Here is a 21972-nt window from a genome sequence, read left to right on the forward strand (position 1 = left end):
GAATTTGTTAAAAGCCCCTCTCCTTAGACAGAGGTTGGGGAGAGGTTTTAAATACTTGATAATATCTCTTCCAAATCCTTTATTTTCGTACCTTTCGATACCATGCTTTTCACAGAAGATTTTCTCTATTACGTTTGGAAGTTCCGGTTGTATGACCGTAACCTGCTGCAAACTACGGCGGGCGAACCGGTAGAGATTATTCATCCGGGTATGCAAAATACCAATGCCGGGCCCGACTTTTACAACGCCCGCATTAAAATCGGCGATACCTTGTGGGCTGGTAATGTAGAGATCCACGTGGCGGCATCAGACTGGCACAAACATGGCCACCACCGTGATAAGGCTTATGAGAACGTCATTCTGCACGTCGTTTACAAAAACGATATGCCCGAAAGCGTTCGTGCAAAAACGCTTCCCATTCTGGAATTAAACGAACGCATCAACGGCGATCTGTATAGCCGGTACCATAACCTGATTTACGGCAATCAACAGATCATCCCCTGCGAGGGCACCATTAAAACCGTGGACGATTTAACGCTGCGCAATTGGATGACGAGGGTATTGGTAGAACGGCTCGAGAAAAAGTCAACTGCAGTCCTGAAAAACCTGGAACATAATCGCGGCGATTGGGAAGAGACGTTTTATCAGCATCTGGCGGCCAACTTTGGTTTCAAGGTAAATGCACTTCCTTTTGAAATGATGGCTAAATCTTTACCACAGCAAATTTTAGGCAAGCATAAGAATAGCCCGCTACAGATAGAGGCGCTTGTTTTTGGTCAGGCCGGGTTTCTGGAAGATGAGTTCAAAGACGATTATCCCAAGCAGCTAAAAACAGAATATGGTTTCCTTAGAAAAAAGTACAACCTGCAGCCTATAGAAAAGCATTTATGGAAATTTGCCCGGATGCGTCCGTTGAATTTTCCTACGCTTCGTTTGGCTCAATTTGCGGCGCTGGTAGTGCAATCGAACCATTTATTTTCAAAAATTATAGAAATAGCAGATACTAAAACCTTGCATCAGCTGTTTGATGATGTAGCAGTTAATACCTATTGGGACAATCATTACCGGTTTGAGGTAGAATCTAAACCGGCGCTTAAAACAATGGGCAGTAGTTCTGTAGATAACCTGATGCTGAATACCATTGCATTATTTTTGTTTAGCTATGGCAAGCAGTACCAGCAGCAGAAATATACCAACCGGGCGTTGCAATTGTTAGAGCAGCTACCGGCTGAGAATAATGCAATTGTAAATGATTTTGTATCTTTAGGTGTTAAAATTAAAACAGCTTTTGACTCTCAGGCGTTATTAGAGTTACGAAGCAGTTATTGTAATCATAAACAGTGCCTTCAATGCGGCGTCGGGAATAAAATTTTAAGACTTACTTAAAATGATACAGCGGATACTTACTTTTTTTGAGCGATACTCTTTTGGAGTTTGTACCTATCTTGGCGAACGGTTCAATATTTCTATCGGAAAAATTCGCCTGTTTTTTATTTACTCGTCTTTTCTGGCCGTGGGTTTCCCTTTGGTGTTTTATTTCTGCGCGGGTATCGTGCTGGATATACGCAATTATGTAAAGCGCATCCATACGCGCTTTACAGATCTTTAACTACTCGGTCTGGTCTTCGTATTCCAGTTTTACCTGCACGCTTTTATCATCATGTACTTTGGCGTACTGCTGAGGATTGCGCGTAAATTCGGGGTCGGTATCCAGGTAAACATTTGTTACATTGATGATATGCGGTTTGGCATCGCTTCCCGCATTAAAAATGCAAGGTTGACCGTTATCTATCTTCTGTCTGATCTCCTGGTATTGTTTACCGGTAAGCATCACCGTTTTTTCAGCCTTCATCTTTAAATCAGTTTGATAGTGCAATAACGTAAAAATCTGTTAATTTGATTTAAACATCAGCTTAATATATCCGCTATTTCCTGGAAGCCTTTCTCGCGCGCAAGATCTGCAGGTAATTTGCCGCCTTCCATCCGGATATCTACCGAAGCGCCGTTTTCGAGCAGCAGGATCAACAATTCGAGGTTTCCATTTTGGGCAGCGGTATGCAAAGGCGTGGTACCGGCCTGTTGGGTAACGTTAACTTCTGCCCCGTTCTCGATTAATAATTTTACAATAGGCGTATAATTACCGGCCACGGCAGAATGGATAGGCGCCACTCTAAACCCATTATCAGAAGCCTGATTGACGTTGGCACCTTTCAGTACCAGATAACGGGCAATCTCGAAATGCCCGAAAAAGCAAGCCAGGCCCAGGGCGGTAAATCCATCGGCTGCGTAATTGTTAATGGCATCCGGCTTTTGCTGAACCAGGTAAGCAACGGCGTCAAAGCGCCCAACGGCACAAGCTTCAAATAAGGTGATCTGGTTTAAAAAACCGAGGATGGTTTGTGCTAACTCCGGCTTTTTAAAGTAACAGGCCAGCAATACCGGCGAAACCTGGTAACTGGTAGCCGTAGTAGCAAGCGCAGGCTGCTGGGTAAGCAGTTGGCGAACCCCGGCTACATCACCCGCCCCGATTAGCTGTTCCAGTTGGTCGATAGTCATATCACTCAATAATACAAAAAAATTAAAAATTATTACAAAGGCTGCTTTAATCTATTAACTTTATATTTGCGCTTTAGCTGTTGTTTAGAATGCCGCCAAGAGGAAATCAGTTTAAATCTAATAGTTTCAGGGACGAAAACAAGCCCCGCCAGGGGTCTGGGAATGGAGAGCGGGAACGGACAGTTAAACCCCGTGTAGAACTACCCAGCTTTGACCTGCGCGATGGCCGTTTGGTGAAAATTGTGGGCCTTTTTTCTTTAATACTTGCCATCTTTTTCTTTATGGCCTTTACGGCTTACCTGTTTACCTGGCAGGAAGATCAAAGCTATGTAAGCCGCGCTAACGGTGGCTGGCATAACCTGTTTAAAACACAACAGGAGCTGATGGACAATGGCATCAAAGACCCCGTTGTAGATAACTGGATGGGTAAATTGGGTGCGCTGATATCAGACCAGTTTATTTACCAATGGTTTGGGGTAGCTTCTTACCTGTTTGTATTTATTTTTTTTGTGATCGGCTATCGCCTGCTTTTCAAGGTACGGCTGTTTTCGCTGAGTAAGACCCTGGCATATTCACTGTTCGGGATCATTTTCGTATCCGTAGCCGTTGGCTTTGTACACGGGTTGATTTCAGAATATCCGCACTTCCTTGAAGGTGAATTTGGTTATTGGAGCAACCGCCTGCTGGATGCGCAGATCGGCCGGGCTGGCACTGCCTGCCTGCTGGTATTTGCTGCACTAACGGTATTGATCATCGCATACAACATCGACTTTAAACTACCTGAACGTAAAATGAAAGGCGGCTTGATGCCATCTGCCGCTGGTGGACATATCGTACCGGAACCGGTAGAACTTGAAGACGAAATCCTTTCTGAACCGGTAGAATGGCAAAAGAACGGCAATAAATTAAAATTTGACCAGGTTGAAGAGCAGCCCCCTGTACATACCGGCCCTCCTTTGCAGCAAAACGTGGTGATCCATAAACCCAAAGTAGCCGTTGAACCAATGGAGGCCGACGATATTGTACCGCATTCTGCAGCACATAGCACCATCTTGCAAAATACATTAACGCACGAGCCAATTATACTGACGCCGGAACCGTTGATGGAAGAAACCAATATCCAGGAACCATTAATGGAAGAAGGTGGTTCTGAGGTAGAGGACATCCCGTTAACTGTTGAAGAAGAACGCCCGCAGGCTGCTTTAAGCATTGAACAAGAGACTGAAAAAACCGCCAATGAACTGGTAGAGAAATACGGTGCGTTTGACCCCAAGCTGGATCTTTCTGGTTATAAATATCCAGGGTTAGAGTTATTGGAGAACTACGGCTCTAACAAAATTTCTGTAGACGCGAACGAGCTGGAGGCCAACAAGAATAAGATTGTAGAGACGCTGAACCACTACAATATAGAGATTGAGAAGATCAAAGCAACTATTGGCCCTACGGTAACGCTTTACGAAATTATCCCGGCGCCGGGTGTCCGTATCTCTAAGATCAAGAACCTGGAGGATGATATTGCGCTTAGCCTTGCGGCGTTAGGGATCCGCATCATCGCACCCATGCCAGGTAAGGGAACAATTGGTATCGAGGTACCAAACCAGCATCCGGAAATGGTATCGATGCGCTCTGTTCTGGCTACCGAAAAGTTCCAGAATACCACGATGGACCTGCCGATTGCCCTGGGTAAAACTATTTCCAATGAAGTATTTATCGCCGACCTGGCAAAAATGCCGCACTTACTGGTAGCAGGTGCTACCGGACAAGGTAAATCGGTTGGTATCAACGCCATCCTGGTGTCGCTGCTTTACAAACGCCACCCGGCCGAGCTGAAATTCGTAATGGTTGACCCTAAAAAGGTAGAGCTTACGCTGTTCCGTAAGATCGAACGCCATTTTTTAGCGAAGCTACCCGATGAGGCTGACGCTATCATTACTGACACCAAGAAGGTAATCAATACGCTGAACTCGCTCTGTATTGAGATGGACCAGCGTTATGACCTGCTGAAGGATGCGCAAGTACGTAACCTGAAGGAATACAACGCTAAGTTTATCAACCGCAAGTTGAACCCGCAGGATGGCCACCGCTTCCTGCCGTTTATTGTGCTGGTGGTTGACGAGTTTGCTGACCTAATGATGACGGCAGGCAAAGAGGTAGAAACACCTATTGCCCGTTTGGCGCAGTTGGCCCGTGCGGTAGGTATCCACCTGGTAATTGCCACCCAACGCCCTTCGGTAAATATAATTACCGGTACCATTAAAGCCAACTTCCCGGCACGTCTGGCATTCAGGGTACTCTCTAAGATTGACTCCAGAACCATCCTCGACGCAGGTGGTGCTGATCAGTTGATCGGTCGTGGTGATATGTTGTTAGCCATGGGCAGCGACCTGATACGTTTGCAATGTGCTTTTGTGGATACGCCGGAGGTGGAGAAAATTTCAGACTTCATTGGCGGGCAACGCGGCTACTCTACCGCAATGCTCCTGCCTGAATATGTGGGCGAAGGCGAAGCCAGCAGTTCACCTAAAGAATTTGACCCGGATGACCGCGACCCAATGTTTGAAGATGCTGCCCGCCTGATTGTACTACACCAGCAAGGATCTACCTCACTGATCCAGCGCAAACTTAAACTGGGTTATAACCGCGCCGGCCGTATCATCGACCAATTAGAGGCGGCCGGGATTGTCGGTCCGTTTGAAGGCAGCAAAGCCCGCGAGGTACTTTACCCGGATGAATACAGCCTGGAACGCCACCTGGAAGAATTACAAAAAGGAAAAGATTAAACCTCCGAATAGTTAAACTATCTAATACGTTATAGGAAACGCTGCAATAGCGTTAGCACTTTTATGAAAAAACACTTAATACTTTTATTACTGGCCTTAGTTACCGCCGGTAAAACCTTTGCCCAGCTGGATGCGCAGGCAAAAACTATCCTGAGCCAGGTTAGCCAGAAATATAAAGCCTACAATTTAATTAAAACAGATTTTACTTTCTCGCTGGATAACCCGCAGGCAGGTGTTAAAGATTCGCAAAGTGGTTCGCTGATTGCCAAACCTAAAACCGGTAAGTTTAAGGTGACTATCAATGGAAAGGGCAATGCCATAAACCAGGAAATTACCAGCGATGGTAAAAACCAGTGGACCTACCTTAAAAAAGACAACGAAGTACAAGTAAATGAAGTGGACAAAAGCGGCGAGGGCCTAAACCCCGCCCAAATCTTCACCATTTACGAAAAGGGATTTAAGTACCTGTACACCGGCGACCAGAAATTAAACGGCAAGCTTTGCCAGGTGATTGATCTTAGCCCTACCGATGCCAAACGCAACATTTTTAAAGTGCGTTTATTTATAGACAAAGCACAAAAACAGATCTACAGCGCCACCATCTTTGATAAAAGCGGTAGCCGTATCACTTACACCCTTAAATCATTCAACACCAACCTGAACCTACCCGAAAGTACTTTCACTTTCGATGCGAAAGCACATCCTGGCGTAGAGGTTGTTGATCTACGATAAGAGGAAAAATTTTAATATCTGATAGAAAGAGCTGCTTTGTGCAGCTTTTTTTGTTTCACAGCGGTGGCTGGCTTTGGCTGGCTGGCAAAAGCCAGTGCGCCACGACTGCCACATCTGCCGCGTTTACCATGTCTACCACACTCGCCACATTTACCGGGTTGGCCATAGCTTTTATAACCTTTAAGTCAGGATCGTCCGATCATGTCATTGTTAGGAACGAAGCAATCTTCGTTATTCACGTTATCATAAAAAATTTGGGATTGCTTCTTCGCCTGTCGGCTCATCGCAATGACGAACAATAGTGAAAATTTTTATTTTGTAATGCAGAGCGCAGCGACATGTCCCGAACTATTTTCGGGAAACATCTGCAAGCATGTATGTCAATCCACCCGTCGTTGTGTCGTGCAGTAATCTTTTTAGTATTTTAAATAAAGTGAACAGATCCTTCGCTGCGCTCTGGATGACAAAATTAGATTTAAAAACCTTGTCATGCTGAGGAATGTCACCCTGAGCTTGTCGAAGGGCTCTCGAAGCATGGGGACGTTAGAGTAATTTTACATTGTTTGTGACAACACCAACAACGGGCAGTGCTACCTGTCCCGAACTAGTTTCGGGAAGGATCTGCAAGCTTCGCCTCGTTGTTGCGAGGATGGATGGCAGACGAAGCAATCTTCGAAGCGATTACAGCATGTGAACAGGTCCTTCGCTTCGCTCTGGATGACATAGTAGATTTAAAAACCTTGTCATGCGGAACTTATCGAAGCATCTGATCGTCCGATAGCGTCATTGCTGTAAGGGTTATGTAAATCGGTAATAGAATTTCGATTTAATTTTTAATATTAAAGTGGATCATATCAATTGGTTTTTTACCATTAATGCCCTGATGGGGTCTTTCCCAATTGTAATAGACAAGGTATTTTAATAATTCATCTTCCAACTCTTCAAGGCTGTCGAAATCGGTCTCTTCGATCAGGTCCTCTTTTAATGTACGCCAGAACCGCTCCACTTTGCCATTGGTCTGTGGGCGGTAAGGCTTCATATATCTTCTTTTGATACCTGTCTCCATCAACATTCGTTCAAAGGGATGATTCTGCTTTTGCAAGCTGGTTGACGTACCAAACTCCGGTCCGTTGTCTGCAATGATTTCTTCAAATTGGATGCCGAACTCACGTTTGAGTGCCTGCATACAATGCATGGCAGTGAACATGGTGGTTAATGCGGTGATGTCCGTCATTACCTGTGCCCAGGCCAGACGGGAATAATCGTCCAAAACACAAAGCATGTATAGCTTTGTGTTTTGTCCCCTGATCACGCTTTTACTCAAGTGATGGCAATCGATATGTCCTAACTGTCCCATGCGCTCCTTGATGATCTTACGCTTAACTTCTTTATCAGCCTTTTCTAAACGGTTCTTATCATATCGTCTCAGGATATTATACCCCCCTGAAGGTGATGGCATAAAGTTATTCGCTTTTTGCTTAAGCTGGCTGGCGATTTCAAACTTATTGCAGCCACGGGAGCGTAATTCCAGTACCTGCTTCTCATCTTCAACAGAAGGGCGGCGCGTGTTATACCTGGGGCCACGTTTAGCAGGCAAAAGGTCTTGTTCATTGCCTGACTGCTTGAAACGGTTATAGTACTTCAAAAAAGCCCGGGGATCTGTATCATGGGCAGCATAGAACTCTTTGGCAAATCTGAATCTAGGATGTTCACCGCGCTTGACCTGCTCGTATTCACTGATCAGAAAACGGTACTTGCTCAGGTAGTTCCGCTTTAGGGTAAGATCATTGTTGATGTTACGCATAACTTTTATTAGCTTATCTTTTCTAAAGCTAATTCTGTTACCGAATTATCTAACCTTTACAATTGCGAGGAACGAAGCAATCTTCGTTATTCACGTTATCTTAAAAAGTTTGGGATTGCTTCTTCGCCCTTCGACTCATCACAATGACGGAAAATACTGAATAATTTATATTGCCACGCTGCCAGCCGAAGCATCTTCTTCAACAGGCAAAGCAAAGAAGATTCCTCTCCGTCAGGCGACGGATCGGAATGACCGGATGGAAAGAAAGGTAGAAACAAGACTTTGTCATGCTGAGCTTGTCGAAGCATTTTTTCAACTTCAAAGCCATAAGATTCCCCAATACACTCATAACGAACCAATAGAAATGTAACTAAGACATAAAAGCGTTACAATTGCGAGCAACGAAGCAATCTTTTAAGCGATAAGTCTTATTGGGGATTACTTCTTCGCCTGTCGGCTTATCGCAATGACGAACAATAGTGAATTTTATTTTGTAATGCTGAGCTAAGCGCCCCGCATGACAAAGAAATGAATTGAAAACTTTACAAACCTATCATTTTCAGCAATTCTTCGTCGCTGATGATAGGGATGTTCAGCTTGGTTGCCTTTTCTAATTTCGATGGCCCCATATTATCACCGGCTACCAGGTAGTTCAACTTGGCCGAAATGCTGCTTAGTATTTTACCGCCGTTCTGCTCTATCAGGTCTTTCAGTTCATCGCGCGAATACTTTTCAAAAACCCCGGAAATGATAAAGGTTTTACCACTCAGGCTTTCGCTTTGTAAAACCACTTCCTTTTCCTCGGCAGCAAACTGCAAGCCTTGGCGCTGCAGCTTGGCTATCTCTTCACGGTGTTCTTCTATGCTGAAGTATTCGATCAGGCTTTCTGCAATGCGCCCCCCTATTTCATCAACAGCCACTAATTCTTCAAATGAAGCAGCCATCAGCTTTTCTATCGTTTTAAAATAAGCTACCAGTTTCTTCGCAACAGTTTCGCCGATATAGCGAATCCCCAGCCCAAACAATACCTTTTCAAACGGCATCTGTTTAGACTTCTCGATACCATCCAGCATATTACGGATAGACTTCTCGCCGAAACGTTCAATCTGGGTTAACTCATCATATTTTAAATGCAAGTCGTAAATGTCGCTGATGTGTGCTATAAAACCCCGTTGATAAAGGTTTTCGATGGTCTCATCGCCCAGGCCATCTATATTCATGGCCCGGCGGCCGACAAAATGCTGCATCTTGCTCACAATCTGCGGCGGGCAGCCTTCGTCATTAGGGCAATAAAAAGCAGCTTCACCTTCTTTTCTAATCAGCTCTGTGCCACAAGCCGGGCAATGGGTTACATAAGCTATCGGTTTCGCATCCGGGTTGCGCTTTTGCGGATTTACACTGATGATCTTTGGTATAATTTCACCACCCTTTTCCACAAAAACGGCATCACCTTCATGCAAATCCAGGCGAAGGATTTCATTGGCATTATGCAAGGTGGCTCGTTTTACCGTGGTTCCGGCCAGCAGTACCGGTTTCAGATTAGCCACCGGGGTGACAGCACCCGTCCGCCCGACGTTATACTCCACGCTTTGCAGTACCGTTTCTACCTGTTCTGCCTTGTACTTATAGGCTATAGCCCATCGCGGAACTTTGGCTGTAAAGCCTAACTCCTGCTGCTGCGCATAACTGTTCACCTTGATTACGATACCATCGATGTCGAAAGAAAGATCGAAACGCCGGTCTTCCCAATATTGAATAAACTCGAGCACCTCGTCCATATCTTTACATAAGCGGTTGTGCTCGCTCACATGGAAGCCCCAGCCTTTAACTGCCTGCAAGCTTTCCCAATGGGTTTTAAATAATTGCTTCTCAGTATATAAAAAGTACAGAAAGCAATCCAGCGGACGGCGCGCTACTTCGCCCGAATCCTGTAATTTCATGGTACCCGAAGCAAAATTGCGGGGGTTAGCATAAGGTACTTCACCGCTTTCAATCCGCTCGTTATTCAAACGGTCGAAAGCTTTGCGGTGCATAAACACCTCTCCCCTGATCTCGAACAGATCGGGATAATCACTGGCTGTTATTTTTTTGGGTACGCTATGGATCGTACGAACATTAGCGGTTACGTCATCCCCTTCTACCCCATTGCCGCGTGTAACGGCGCGGGCCAGCTTCCCGTTCTCATAAGTCATGCTCATAGACAGGCCGTCGAACTTCAACTCACATACATACTCAAACTGATCACCAATAGCTTTACGTATCCGCTGATCAAAATCCTTTAACTCCTGCGCACTGTAGGTGTTCCCCAGGGAAAGCATGGGCCAGCGGTGTCGCACCGTCTTAAACTCCTTGGTAACTTCTCCGCCCACCCGCTGCGTCGGCGATTCAGGGTCGGCCAATTCCGGATGCTGCTTTTCCAGTTTAGCAAGCTGTTCCAGTTTCTGATCGAATTCGTAATCAGAAATGGTAGGCTGGGCAAGTACATAGTAGTTATAATTATGCTGTTTCAACTCTGCGGTAAGCGTTTCTATCTGTTGTTTGGCCTGCTGGTTTACTGACATGGTAGGCGAAGATAGCAATAATGAAATGACAACATCAACATCGCTACATTACACAAAACATAAAAAAGGAAGTTGGTGTTAAACACGGTATATTAGACATATTAATTTGCAGCTGCTTTATGATCATCAAGGGACCCGCACTACCTTTTTATGCTAAATTATCATTTACCTTAGTTAGTTTAATTGCCTTCGGTTACCTGGTGATTGTGGGTAAAGAACTGCTTGACCCGATGATGTTCGGTTTTTTGTTCGCCATTTTGCTGCTGCCGCTTTCTAATTTCTTCGAAAGCCGGCTGAAGCTTCCGCGCAGCGCATCTACTTTTATTTCCATCTTACTGATGCTGGCTTTGATCGGCGGAATTATCTACCTGGTGGCGTCACAGATCTCCGGACTAATGAGCGACTGGCCCATGCTGAAAAAACAGATAGACGAATCTGGCAGGGCCGTACAGATATGGGTGCAGAACACCTTCCACGTGAATATCGATAGCCAGATGACGTATATTCACCACACCACAGATAAAATCATGTCGTCCGGTACTACCGTTGTCGGGCAAACAGTATTATCCGTTTCGGGCTTACTGTTATTCTTTGTTTTCATCCTGATCTATACGTTCCTGATCATGTTCTACCGACGCCTGCTTTTCCAGTTCGTGGTGAAAGTATTCGGTAAAAAACATTCTTCTATCGTACGTAGCATTGCAGAAAACATTCAATCTATTTTAAGACAATACATCATCGGCCTGCTGCTGGAAATGTTTGTGGTAGCTTGTATCGCCTGCACCGTATTTTGGGCAATAGGTATTAAATACGCCGCGTTGCTGGGTATTATTACGGGCCTTTTTAATATTATACCTTATGTGGGCATCTTCTCTGCGCTGCTATTGAGCACCATTATTACTTTTGCTACCGGCTTTATCAGCAAAGCTTTGTTTGTAGCCATCGCTGTTATCTGTATCCACGCAGTAGACGCCAATCTTTTGCTACCGGTAATCGTGGGTTCAAAAGTCCGGTTGAATGCATTAATCACCTTTATCGGCATCGTAGTAGGCGAAATGTTGTGGGGATTATCCGGTATGTTCCTTTCTATTCCTTTTATAGCGATCCTGAAAATCATCTTTGACCACATCGAAGACCTGAAGCCATGGGGCTACCTACTGGGTGGCGACTATGAATTCAAGAAGTCAGCCGAAAAGAAAATGAAAACTGAATGAATAATTTATCTATTAATTAATATCACAACAGATACATTATAATATTTGTAATTATTCTGTTACACAATACAACTCCTCGCTCTTAACTCGCTTCTAAGGCCTTTTTTACGTATCTTTACGAAGTATTTTACCTTGGTCAAGTACGATACAGAAAACAAAACACGCTATCTAATATAACTAATAGTTAATTATCGCAATTGATTTTCTGGTATGCCTAACGCCCCTATTCAAGATTCACAACATCATCCGCGCTGCCGTTGTTGCAAGCAAAAGCTTCATCAACGTATCCCTCGTAGCTTTTTTGTAAAACACATTTTATTTTTTCTACCACTTAAAAAATATAAATGTCTAAACTGCCTTCATTCGCAGTATGTTTGGGCAAAAAAGAGCCAACCAGTAACAGAATCTAATGCAGTATAAAGCTTTATACTGATGCTCGCAATATTGATTAACTTGCCTACGCAAAATCGATATTGCTTTGAAAAAGGTCTCTTTAATATTTCTGGTCTTATTGTATTGCTTTGCAGCTGATGCCCAGCAAAAAACATATGCGTTCAAAATCGTACCCCTGGGAGTTTTAGGCGGTGCGGACGAAAGTAACCTATCCGCCTATATGTTAGCGCCTGCCGGATCTGATGAATACATCTGTCTGGACGCGGGTACATTAAATGCAGGATTGGCAAAAGCAGTAAACAATAAGGTATTTGACCTGCCCAAAGAAGAGGTTCTAAAGAAGTATATCAAAGGATACTGTATCTCCCATTCGCATTTAGACCACCTGAGCGGGCTGATCACTAACTCGCCGGATGATACCTCTAAAACCATTTATGCCCTTGCCGGATGTATCAAAACCTTTGAAACCCATTATTTCACATGGCAAAGCTGGGCAAACTTTGGCGATGCTGGTGAATCCCCTGCATTAAAAAAATATCATTACGAAACATTGATACCGGGCGAGGAAATTCCATTGGCTAATACTACCATGACGGTAAAAGCTTTTGAACTGAGCCATTCTAATCTCACCAGTACCGCATTCCTGATCAGAAGCAGGGAGGATTACCTGCTTTACCTTGGTGATACCGGTGCAGATGCCACTGAAAAAAGCGACCGTATGCAAAAACTCTGGCAGGCTTTGGTTCCATTGGTAAAAAGCCACCGGCTAAAAGCCATCATGATTGAAACCTCTTTCCCGGATGAGCAGCCCGATAAAACTTTATTCGGGCATTTTACACCAAAATGGCTGATGGCTGAATTTCAGAATTTTGCTACCCTATGCGGTGCGGAAAACTTAAAAGGATTTAACGTGGTAATTACCCACTTAAAACCGCCGCAATATAAAATAAACCGTATTAAAGCACAATTAAAGGCAGAAAATAAGCTCGGCCTTCATTTGATATTTCCTGAACAGGGTAAACCGTTAAATTTTTAATTCCGTAGTGATGTCGCACGATTTTCTGGATTCGGCCAAAAAGCAATTCGCCTATTACAAACAACTCGGCGATAAAACTTTTGCACAGCTGACGAATGAGCAGCTCTTCTGGCAATATCATCCGAAAAGTAACAGTATCGGCATCATCGTAAAACATTTGTGGGGGAATATGCTTTCCCGGTGGACCAACTTCCTGACCGAAGACGGCGAAAAAGAGTCGCGCGACCGTGAAGCAGAGTTCGATTCAACCATCACCACACGCGAAGAACTGCTGGAAAAATGGAACGAGGGCTGGCAGTGTCTTTTTAATGCCCTGGAACCCCTTACCGACAAAGATCTGGAAAAAGTAATTTATATCCGCAATATGGGTCATACCGTTGCCGAAGCGATTAAGCGTCAACTGGCTCATTACCCTTACCATGTTGGTCAGATCGTGCTCATCGGCACAATGCTCGCCGGCGATCAGTGGCAGTCGCTATCCATCCCGCGCGGACAATCTGCCGAGTATAATAAAGAAAAATTCACGCATGAAAAACACCGCGAGCATTTTACAGACGAAGTGTTAAACAAAGACCAGCCCAAGTAACAACTGCGCCGACTTACAACTTTGCTTTAGTGGATAATGCCGTTACGCTTAACCCCATAATGGCAATAAAGGTAAACGAAGCGCGTAGTGTAAAGGCGCCTGCCAAGAAACCGATAACCGGAGGGCCAATCAAAAACCCGACAAAGCTAATGGTAGATACCGCTGCGATAGCTGAACCTGGAGACATGGTTTTAGACTTCCCGGCGGCGCTGTAAACCATCGGCACTACGGAAGAAACACCGATACCTACAAGCAGAAAACCGAGCAAAGCCGTATATAAATGCGGGAAGATCACCGCGATGAGTAATCCCGTTGCTGTAAAAGCCCCGCTTACCTGCAGCGTCCGTTTTAAACCAAAACGGTGGGCAAAACCATCCGCCACGAAGCGGCCCAAGGCCATAGTACACATAAAGGCGGTATAGCCGGCGCCGATCCATGCCCCATGCGCTAAAATGATTTTTTTAAAGTAAATCACGCTCCAATCGAACATGGCGCCCTCGCAGATCATAGAGCAGAAGGCAATCAGTCCCAGTTTTACCAAAGAGCGGTCTGGTATTACAAAGGCCGGCCCGGCGTTTTCGCCGCTTTTGTTCCTGTCTGCATGTAAAAACTGCCATGCAATTAATACCCCAGCTATAACAATCACGGCAATAAGGCAGAAGTGGTAAAAAGGCTCAATACCTTTACCGATCATGAACGTACCGATACCCGCACCGCAGAAACCCGCCAAACTCCATAAGCCATGGAAAGAAGCCATAATGGGCTTGGTGTACATTTTCTCTGTCGCTACGGCCTGGGTATTTACAGAAATATTAACGCTGTTGCTGGAAAAGCCATAAATAATCAAGTTGATGATTAACAGCAGCGGCGTGTTTACCAAGCCAAGCGTAGTTAATGACAGAGCATAACAGATCAGCGCTATGGTTAACACCACCCGGCTACCAACTTTATGAATAGCCCAACCAGCAAAAGGCAGCGACAGCATTAACCCCACCGGCAGTGCAAACAGGATGCCGCCCAGCGCGGCATCAGAAAGATCCAGCTTTTGCTGAATGGTAGCAATACGCGAAGCCCAGCTGGCAAAGCACAAGCCTGCCAGGAAAAACATGGCGCCTACCGTGGCCCGCATCACTTGCGGCGATTTTATTGTTTTTAACCGCGCTTCAGCTGTATCCATTCTGTCTGGTGTAAATTTTACACAAAAATAAGTTTTGTAATCAGGTTATTAACCAATCTTTGCATAAACATAACAGAAAGCGATTGTTAACTATTAAACATCACCAATGGCAACACTAAAAAAAATATATCCGGCAGTAGATGCGCACATGGGCAACCTGATCACTTACCGTGCACTACCTACGCAATATGTAGATTACATAGACCCGTTTTTGTTCCTTAACCACCACGGACCGCAGGTTTACCCGGCAAACAACAGCGGCTTGCCATTTGGGCCGCACCCACACCGCGGAATGGAAACCGTTACGTTTATCATAGACGGCGATATAGCACATAAAGATAGCAGCGGCCACGAAAGCGTGATCAATGCCGGGGGCGTACAATGGATGCGTGCCGGACGGGGCCTCATCCACGCCGAGGTTTCTTCAGATGCTTTCCTGAAGCAAGGCGGGCCGTTAGAGATCCTGCAATTATGGATCAACCTGCCTGCGCGTTTAAAAATGGCTGATCCTTTTTATATCGGTAAGCAAAAAGAAGAAATCCCGGTTGCGACCTTCGATAACGGCAAAGTAGAAGCCGCTTTAATTTTCGGCGACCTGGACGGAACGAAAGCTGCCTTTCAGGCGGAATTTCCATTACAATTAAACACTATCACTTTTAAGCCTGATAGCAGCCTTACACTTGACGTACCGGAAGGGCATCATATTTTCTTTTACGTGATCAGAGGAGCGCTTGATGTTAACGGGCAAACCGTTAAAGCACTTCAGCTGGCCGATTTTGACCAATCGGGAGGAGCATTAACCATTCAGGCTGCAGAAGAAAGCATTTTACTTTTTGGCCATGCACAACCGTTCAACGAGCCGGTAGTATCTCAGGGGCCTTTTGTGATGAATACCGAACAGGAGATCATGCAGGCTTACCAGGATTACCGTCAGGGTAAGTTCGGTACATGGAACTTCTAAGTGCCTGATAAATATTAACTTTTGATAAACTATTTTGCTTCGGCATTGGTTCTTTATACTCACGTTGAACTAATTTCCCGATGAGTTTATTAAAAGTGCAGACAGAGCGGGCTCAGCCGATCAACAAGAAGACGATCGTTATCACCGGAGCATCAAGTGGAATTGGCAGGGCTACAGCTATTGAGCTGGCCCGTTACGGTTGTACCCTTGTTTTAGCGGCAAGGCAAAAAGACGCGCTGGAAGAAGTGGCGGATGTTTGCGACCGGCTTGGCGCAAAAGCCATGGTAGCGGTGACCGACGTGACTGATGCGGCATCTGTAAAGCAACTGGCAAAAGATGCCTGCCTGTTTGGGAAATCTATAGACGTTTGGATAAACATTGCCGGGATTGGTGTAATGGGCGAGTTCACCACCGTGCCTATTGAAGTACACGACCAGGTGATTAAAACCAACCTGATGGGTTACATGCACGGCGCACATGCCGTGCTGCCTTATTTCAAAAAGCAAAAGTTCGGCACTATCATCAATGTAAATTCTGTCGGCGGATGGGTGGCTATGCCTTACGCAGCGGCATATGATGCCAGTAAATTTGGCTTGAGAGGATTTTCGGAAGGTTTACGCGGCGAACTAAGCGATTGCCCGGATATTCACATTTGTGATGTATTCCCATCCTTTGTAGATACCCCCGGCCCGAAACACGCGGGTAACTATACCGGTAAGAAGTTGAAGCCCGTTCCACCTGTAGTGCCTACGTACAAAGTTGCCAAAGCAATAGCTGGTTTGGTTTTTAAACCCAAAAGCACCACCATCATCGGTGCCTCCGCCTACCTGGCTAAGGCCGGATATGCTATTTCGCCACGGTTAACCAGATGGTCTTTGCTGAAGCTGATGCAGATGTATTTTAAGCAGGCCGAATGCGAACCGGTGACCAATGGTAATGCCTTTGAGCCTACGGGTGCCGATAACCGCATTGCGGGAGGTTACGCTTCTAAAACAATTACACCGAGCCGCGTACAATTAGCCGGATTGGTTGGAGTAGCAGCAGCCGGGGCATTCTTTATCGTGCGAAAACTATTTTAGTTTGCATGGACGAAGACCGGTGTTTCGGTAACTGTAACCGTTAGTTTGCCTTTATTGGTTTTTACGGACGTTTTAATGGCAGTATCGGTGCCTGCTTTCAAATGATAAATAGTTGCAGCCGTTGCACTGCCTAAATCAAGCGTGTATGTCCCGGTGCGGCCTTTTTGATCAGGTATCGTCAGTGCGTAGATCGTCTTTTTACCCAGCACATATTTATCAACTAAGGGGTCGTTATTTATCGTTCCTCTATATACGTAGTTACCCATTAAGGTATTCACCTGCCGGATGTAGTCAGCAGCAGGGCGACGGGAAGAATTATCATTCACCAGACCGGAAGTGGCATAGGTAGCGGGACTATTAGGCGTATCGTCAAACAGTTGGTAGAAAAACAAACGGTTAATCCCGTAACGCATATACATCAGGCAAGAACGGATGATCCAGTCGGCCTGGGTCAATAACGGCGTTTTGCTGCCAACGGCGATGGCCTTTTGTAGACTACCCTGGTTAATATCGTACCCATTTTCTGTCAGCCAAACGGGTACATGGTTGGCCTTAGACAGCTGAACAAACTGATAAGCGATGCCACCCGCCTCACTCAGCTCCGGTGCAACGCCTGTTGTACTTTGCCGGTGAGTTGAAAAATCGCCATCGTTAGCATAAAGGTGATAGTTGATGACATCGAAACAAAGATCAACACTACCATCGGCATGGTATCCCCTGTTTTTGCGGCACCATTCAATCATAGCCTTTACATAATTTACGTCGGCGGTGCTTAGCCCACCCATTACCACTTTCATAGTGGTGTCGGCATTTTTTACTCCTACGTTTTTCCCCAGCTTACCTTTATTTCCATCGTAAAAAGCAGATAGGTTAGCGGCATATTCCTCCGGCGATTGCTGCGCTTTCGGGCCTTTCCACCACTTGTCGCGCTCGTTATCGCATTCAATATACTTCACCAGGTTCATCCCGATCTTTACCTGGTTAACCGGGTCGGCTGTCCAGCGTGGGGTAGCATCAACCGTCAGCAGGGCCGAATCTACATGCGGGTTAGCTCCATAACGTGCCGCGAACTGAAAGGCTGCTTTTGCTTGTAAAATGTACGAAGCCGGATCTGACCGGTTACTGCCATAGGGAGCAGGTACGTCTTCGGCATCGCGCAGATCTTTCGGGTAAAACTTATCCAGGAACCATCCGGGGCATGATTTTAAATCGGCAAGCAACAGAATCGAATCCTTCGCACAACGCTGATATATGGCATCGTAATTCCACCCGCCGCTATGCACAGGGTTAAAAGTATACTTCCCTTGTTGCTGCTCTAACTTTTCCCAATCCATGTAATGGCGCACGGCGGTAAAGTTTTTAATTGCCGCCATCTTGGTTTCGTAGATTTTGGTGACGTCGTTCGGGTTATTCGGGTCAAGCAAAAAGTTCCATTCGTAGGCATTGATGCCGAACATATTTTTAAGCGGGATCCCGGTCGAATCTTTTGTATACTGGGACGGATCGGCTTTGTGAATGACAGCTTCTCTTCTGCATTTTGAAAAGGAGAATACCGTGGCCAGCCACATGACCACTGTAATCATTTTTATGTTCAACACCATGATCAACTTAGCAAACGTATCCTTTTATCCGAATAAACCGCCCTGGGCAGCTTCAATAAAATGTGGCCGGCGAATGTTCATATCTAAAGCCGTGTTCAATTTCTCTATCACATAATCGCAAAGTTCAGGCGAATAACGTTCATCATGCTGGTGCATAAAGAACCACACCGATTGTAAGCCCTGATCTTTCCATTGCACGATACGTTCCACCCAGTCATCCACGCGCTGGTAATCCGTAACATGCAAACCATTTCCAACAAAACGGATAAAAGCGTGCGAGGTAGACAGGTTCATGTGCACACAATCGCGGCGGCCGGAAGCATCTGTAATGATAGAGCCTATATTGAGATCACGGAGCAATCGAAAAACATCTTGATCTGTGCCTGCCAAATTGAACCATTCTTTGTGGCGCACCTCTACAAAAACAGGCACATCCGTTGGTAAGTGCTCCAGGTACGCCTTTAGTTCAGGGAAGCTTTTAGGCGTAAAATTATCACTCAGTTGCAAAAACAGCGGCCCAAGTTTATCGCCAAAGGCAAGCATACTGTTATAAAACTGGGTGGTCAGTTCTTCGGCATTCTTCAACCGTCGCATATGGCTGATGCTCTGTGAAAATTTCGGGCAGAATTTAAAATGCGGATTTGAAGCCGCTTTTTCCGCCCATTTTGCAATAGTTTCCGGCGGGTACATATTGTAAAAGGTCGCGTTCAACTCAATCGAGTCAAAGTGCTTTACATACTCGTCAAGGAAGTTGGCTTCTTTGGTTTTTGGTGGATAGATCTGCCCCACCCACTCCTTCCGGCCCCATTTGGCACAACCCACGTGAACATCCAGCGGCTTTTTCTCTGCCCGTTGCAGCGTTTCTGTAGTAAAAAGCGTATCGGGCGGAAGTTTAAAATCTATTTCACCAAGCGTTTCCGGGGCGACTTTGCCAAATTCCATAAATCGAGATTTTGGGTTGAAGATAAAAGTTTATCAACAGTTTTTATACGCTATCAGCCTTTCTGCCAAATCGAGGCCACTGCATAAGGCAGCTTCCAAAGTTCCCATACTTGGCCCTTCATATAAATATTCACCGGCAAAATACAGTTTCCCGTCCACACCGTTATTCAACACGGCATGGTGTTGGTGCCCGTTAACCGTTTCATAAGCATAAGACCCTAAAGTATACGGATCGGCAGTCCAATTAATGGTATGCGCGGATAGCAACTGAGCCTGCAATGCTTGTTCGCCCATGTTGAACATATTTCCGAGCGACTGCAGGGCCATCTTTAAAAGTGCATCTTCGCTGGTATCTTTCAACTTTTTGGCTTCCGGTCCACCAAGCCAACCGGTTAAAACCGCACTTTGATCAGGGACTTGTGTCCACCAGGTGGGGATCTTTTCTTCGCTGAACAAAAACAGCATGTGGCTCATGTCCGCGCCTTCCACTTGCTCCCAAAACCTAGTTTTGAATACCAGTAATACCTTAATGATAGCGCCGAAACCCATCAGGTTCCAGGCATGGCGATGTTCCGGCACATCCGGGGTAAAAGTGATGCCATTATTCTGAAGCACGCCTAAAGGCAAGGCTAAAATTACTTTGGAAGCTTTGTACTGCCCGCCATTTTGGGTAGTAAGGATTACGTCGGGCCCGGAAAGTCCCACCTGCTCTACAGGAGTGTTTAAAAGCAGTTTACCGCCGGCTTGCAATAACTCGTCGCGCAGCCAGTTCATCAGCTTCACATAGCCGCCTTTAATGCGGTGCTGCGCGTCATTATCCTCCTGCTGCCATTCGGTTCTGAGGGCAAAGGCACTGGCTTTATCTGGTTCGGCGGAATCATAGCCTGCCACAAACCGCAAAACCGACTGACGAAGAGGCGCATAGCTTTCGCCAGAAAAATATTGGTCAAGAAATTCCTGGATGCTGATGTCTTCCTTCAATTGTTGCAGTTGCTGCATCAATTCGCCCCAACCGACGATCTCTTCTTCATCCTGGGTGAATTTACCTTTTTGATAATGCCACATTTCGCCACGGGCATATTCAGTTTCAATCCCCGCCTCTTTTAGCAAACGCAGGCTCAGCGGCAGGTCGCCGTGAACAAATTCAGCACCCAGTTCAATAGCTTGGCCTGCAACTTCGATGGTATGCGCCCGCCCGCCAATGCGGTCACGCGCTTCTAAAACCAATACTTGCTTTCCGGCTTTTGCTAAAGTACGCGCGGCCATCAGTCCTGCCGCACCGGCCCCAACAATGATGATATCAGAAGTTTTCATGAATAAACAGGTTCTGCAAATTACCCGAAATACTACAAACTAAAAGGAAGCATGTTTAATTATTCGCCTTCAATTTCCAGTTGTAAGCCGTCATAAGCCAGGTGGATCCCCTCGGGCAATTCGCGGCTTACATGTGCATGCCTGCCCAATCTATGGCTGATGTGGGTGAAGTAAGTTTGTTCTGCGCCAATTTCTTTTGCAAAAGCGATAGCTTCATCCAGGGTAAGGTGCGAGATATGATGTTCGCGTTGGAGGGCGTTTACCACCAGCGTTTGGGTACCTTTTATCTTTTCTTTCTCCGCGTCACTAATCGTCTTTACATCGGTAAGGTAAGTAAAACTACCTATGCGAAAACCCAGGATAGGCAAACGATAGTGCAACACTTCTATCGGTACAAAATGGAGGCCGCCAATATCAAAGGGTGTATTCTTATCAATGGTGTGCAGATTCACGCGTGGAATGCCCGGGTACTTTTCTTCGGCAAAGATGTAATGGAACTCGCGCTTTAGTCCTGTCTGTACCCTTTCGGTAGCATAAACATCCAGCGCCTGTTGCTGGCGGTAATTGAACGCGCGGATATCGTCCAGCCCGGCAATATGGTCTTTATGCTCATGCGTTAATACTACGGCATCCAGGTGCTTAACACCCATGCGCAGCATCTGGTAACGGAAATCGGGGCCAGAGTCGATAACGATTACCTTTCCGCCGCCCTCTACCAGTATAGAAGTGCGCAGGCGTTTATCTTGCGGGTCTACAGAGGTACATACCTCGCAATCGCAGGCGATAACAGGTACGCCCTGAGAAGTGCCGGTTCCTAAAAAAGTTATTCTCACAGCTGTAATTCAGTTTGTTTAATCTGCTGATAAAAAGCCAGCTGTTTCTCGTCTAACAATTTATGATCCACTTCTACCGTACGGATCAGTTCGGCAAGCGCCTGTATCTTACTTTCGAGGTTCGAAAACTTGTTTACCACCACCATTTTACTGCTTTGCAGCAGGCACGCGCCGGTTTTAAAGTTGCCCTTCTCATACCGCAGTTTATAACCTGCCGATTTCAGCAGGTTCTCTAATTTTTCGAGCGAATGGTTGGTGGCCGCAAGCATAATTTCAAAAGTAACAAAAGCGTATAAAAAGTGTGTAGTTAATCTGTAAAACCATCCGCAGAATGGATAGTAAAGATTAGAAAACTGTTAAAAATTGGTTAAAAAGAGTTTATATCTGACACCTTCTGCCCATA

At 45.6% G+C, this 21972-nt stretch carries 19 protein-coding genes; 9 read left to right on the plus strand and 10 right to left on the minus strand.

The features are described 5' to 3' along the window. Window positions 1-102 precede the first annotated feature (102 nt). Window positions 103-1386, plus strand: a complete 1284-nt coding sequence (locus MUY27_RS06355) for a DUF2851 family protein (RefSeq protein ID WP_245129152.1) — start codon at window positions 103-105, stop codon at window positions 1384-1386. A gap of 1 nt (window position 1387) precedes the next feature. Next, a complete protein-coding gene (locus MUY27_RS06360; protein ID WP_245129153.1) occupies window positions 1388-1609 on the plus strand; it encodes a PspC domain-containing protein in 222 nt (73 codons plus the stop codon). Here the strand turns inward: MUY27_RS06360 and MUY27_RS06365 are convergent, their stop codons facing one another. Together MUY27_RS06365 and MUY27_RS06370 are read right to left on the minus strand one after the other, a co-directional pair. Further along, the gene (locus MUY27_RS06365; RefSeq protein ID WP_245129154.1) at window positions 1610-1852 is read right to left on the minus strand and encodes a hypothetical protein; all 243 of its coding nucleotides are present in this window, start codon (window positions 1850-1852) and stop codon (window positions 1610-1612) included. A 56-nt stretch (window positions 1853-1908) separates the two neighbouring features. Next, entirely contained in the window at window positions 1909-2556 is a 648-nt protein-coding gene (locus tag MUY27_RS06370) for an ankyrin repeat domain-containing protein (protein ID WP_245129155.1), read from the minus strand. An 89-nt stretch (window positions 2557-2645) separates the two neighbouring features. Here MUY27_RS06370 and MUY27_RS06375 point away from each other — a divergent pair, with 89 nt between their 5' ends. Further along, the gene (locus MUY27_RS06375; RefSeq protein ID WP_245129156.1) at window positions 2646-5336 is read left to right on the plus strand and encodes an FtsK/SpoIIIE family DNA translocase; all 2691 of its coding nucleotides are present in this window, start codon (window positions 2646-2648) and stop codon (window positions 5334-5336) included. A gap of 63 nt (window positions 5337-5399) precedes the next feature. Then, window positions 5400-6068: an outer membrane lipoprotein periplasmic chaperone LolA1 gene (lolA1, locus tag MUY27_RS06380; protein WP_245129157.1), complete on the plus strand. Its 669-nt coding sequence runs from the start codon at window positions 5400-5402 to the stop codon at window positions 6066-6068. A gap of 826 nt (window positions 6069-6894) precedes the next feature. Here the strand turns inward: lolA1 and MUY27_RS06385 are convergent. Together MUY27_RS06385 and ligA are read right to left on the minus strand one after the other, a co-directional pair. Then, on the minus strand, window positions 6895-7872 hold the full coding sequence (locus tag MUY27_RS06385; RefSeq protein WP_245129158.1) for an integrase core domain-containing protein: 978 nt from the start codon (window positions 7870-7872) through the stop codon (window positions 6895-6897). Between the two features lie 542 nt (window positions 7873-8414). Continuing rightward, window positions 8415-10433, minus strand: a complete 2019-nt coding sequence (ligA, locus tag MUY27_RS06390; RefSeq protein WP_245129159.1) for an NAD-dependent DNA ligase LigA — start codon at window positions 10431-10433, stop codon at window positions 8415-8417. A gap of 119 nt (window positions 10434-10552) precedes the next feature. On the opposite strand from ligA, the gene MUY27_RS06395 reads away from it, so the two are divergent. The 3 genes from MUY27_RS06395 to MUY27_RS06405 all read left to right on the plus strand — a co-directional run bounded on the left by MUY27_RS06395 (window position 10553) and on the right by MUY27_RS06405 (window position 13662). Beyond that, window positions 10553-11647: an AI-2E family transporter gene (locus MUY27_RS06395; protein WP_245129160.1), complete on the plus strand. Its 1095-nt coding sequence runs from the start codon at window positions 10553-10555 to the stop codon at window positions 11645-11647. Window positions 11648-12125: 478 nt separating this feature from the next. Beyond that, window positions 12126-13076 (plus strand): MBL fold metallo-hydrolase, encoded by a 951-nt coding sequence (locus MUY27_RS06400; RefSeq protein ID WP_245129161.1) that lies wholly within the window; start codon window positions 12126-12128, stop codon window positions 13074-13076. A 10-nt stretch (window positions 13077-13086) separates the two neighbouring features. Further along, window positions 13087-13662 carry a DUF1572 family protein gene (locus MUY27_RS06405; protein WP_245129162.1) on the plus strand — a complete coding sequence of 192 codons (576 nt, stop codon included), beginning with the start codon at window positions 13087-13089 and terminating at the stop codon, window positions 13660-13662. Window positions 13663-13675: 13 nt separating this feature from the next. Here the strand turns inward: MUY27_RS06405 and MUY27_RS06410 are convergent, their stop codons facing one another. After that, window positions 13676-14839 (minus strand): MFS transporter, encoded by a 1164-nt coding sequence (locus MUY27_RS06410; RefSeq protein WP_245129163.1) that lies wholly within the window; start codon window positions 14837-14839, stop codon window positions 13676-13678. Between the two features lie 106 nt (window positions 14840-14945). On the opposite strand from MUY27_RS06410, the gene MUY27_RS06415 reads away from it, so the two are divergent. Then, on the plus strand, window positions 14946-15800 hold the full coding sequence (locus MUY27_RS06415) for a pirin family protein (protein WP_245129164.1): 855 nt from the start codon (window positions 14946-14948) through the stop codon (window positions 15798-15800). Window positions 15801-15880: 80 nt separating this feature from the next. Then, window positions 15881-16879, plus strand: a complete 999-nt coding sequence (locus tag MUY27_RS06420) for an SDR family oxidoreductase (protein ID WP_245129165.1) — start codon at window positions 15881-15883, stop codon at window positions 16877-16879. On the opposite strand, the gene MUY27_RS06425 is transcribed toward MUY27_RS06420, so the two are convergent. From MUY27_RS06425 to MUY27_RS06445, 5 genes are read right to left on the minus strand one after another with little or no spacing between them, the layout of a single operon-like run. Next, window positions 16876-18462 (minus strand): hypothetical protein, encoded by a 1587-nt coding sequence (locus MUY27_RS06425; RefSeq protein WP_245129166.1) that lies wholly within the window; start codon window positions 18460-18462, stop codon window positions 16876-16878. The two genes, MUY27_RS06420 and MUY27_RS06425, sit on opposite strands and share 4 nt — an antisense overlap. A 42-nt stretch (window positions 18463-18504) precedes the next feature. After that, the gene (locus tag MUY27_RS06430) at window positions 18505-19422 is read right to left on the minus strand and encodes a DUF72 domain-containing protein (RefSeq protein ID WP_245129167.1); all 918 of its coding nucleotides are present in this window, start codon (window positions 19420-19422) and stop codon (window positions 18505-18507) included. Window positions 19423-19455: 33 nt separating this feature from the next. After that, window positions 19456-20736: a flavin monoamine oxidase family protein gene (locus tag MUY27_RS06435; protein ID WP_245129168.1), complete on the minus strand. Its 1281-nt coding sequence runs from the start codon at window positions 20734-20736 to the stop codon at window positions 19456-19458. A 59-nt stretch (window positions 20737-20795) separates the two neighbouring features. After that, a complete protein-coding gene (locus MUY27_RS06440; protein ID WP_245129169.1) occupies window positions 20796-21569 on the minus strand; it encodes an MBL fold metallo-hydrolase in 774 nt (257 codons plus the stop codon). Next, window positions 21566-21838 (minus strand): hypothetical protein, encoded by a 273-nt coding sequence (locus MUY27_RS06445; RefSeq protein ID WP_245129170.1) that lies wholly within the window; start codon window positions 21836-21838, stop codon window positions 21566-21568. Before MUY27_RS06445 ends, MUY27_RS06440 begins: the two co-directional genes overlap by 4 nt. Window positions 21839-21972 lie beyond the last annotated feature (134 nt).

It is taken from the genome of Mucilaginibacter straminoryzae (assembly GCF_022953055.1).
Classification (GTDB): Bacteria; Bacteroidota; Bacteroidia; order Sphingobacteriales; family Sphingobacteriaceae; genus Mucilaginibacter; species Mucilaginibacter straminoryzae.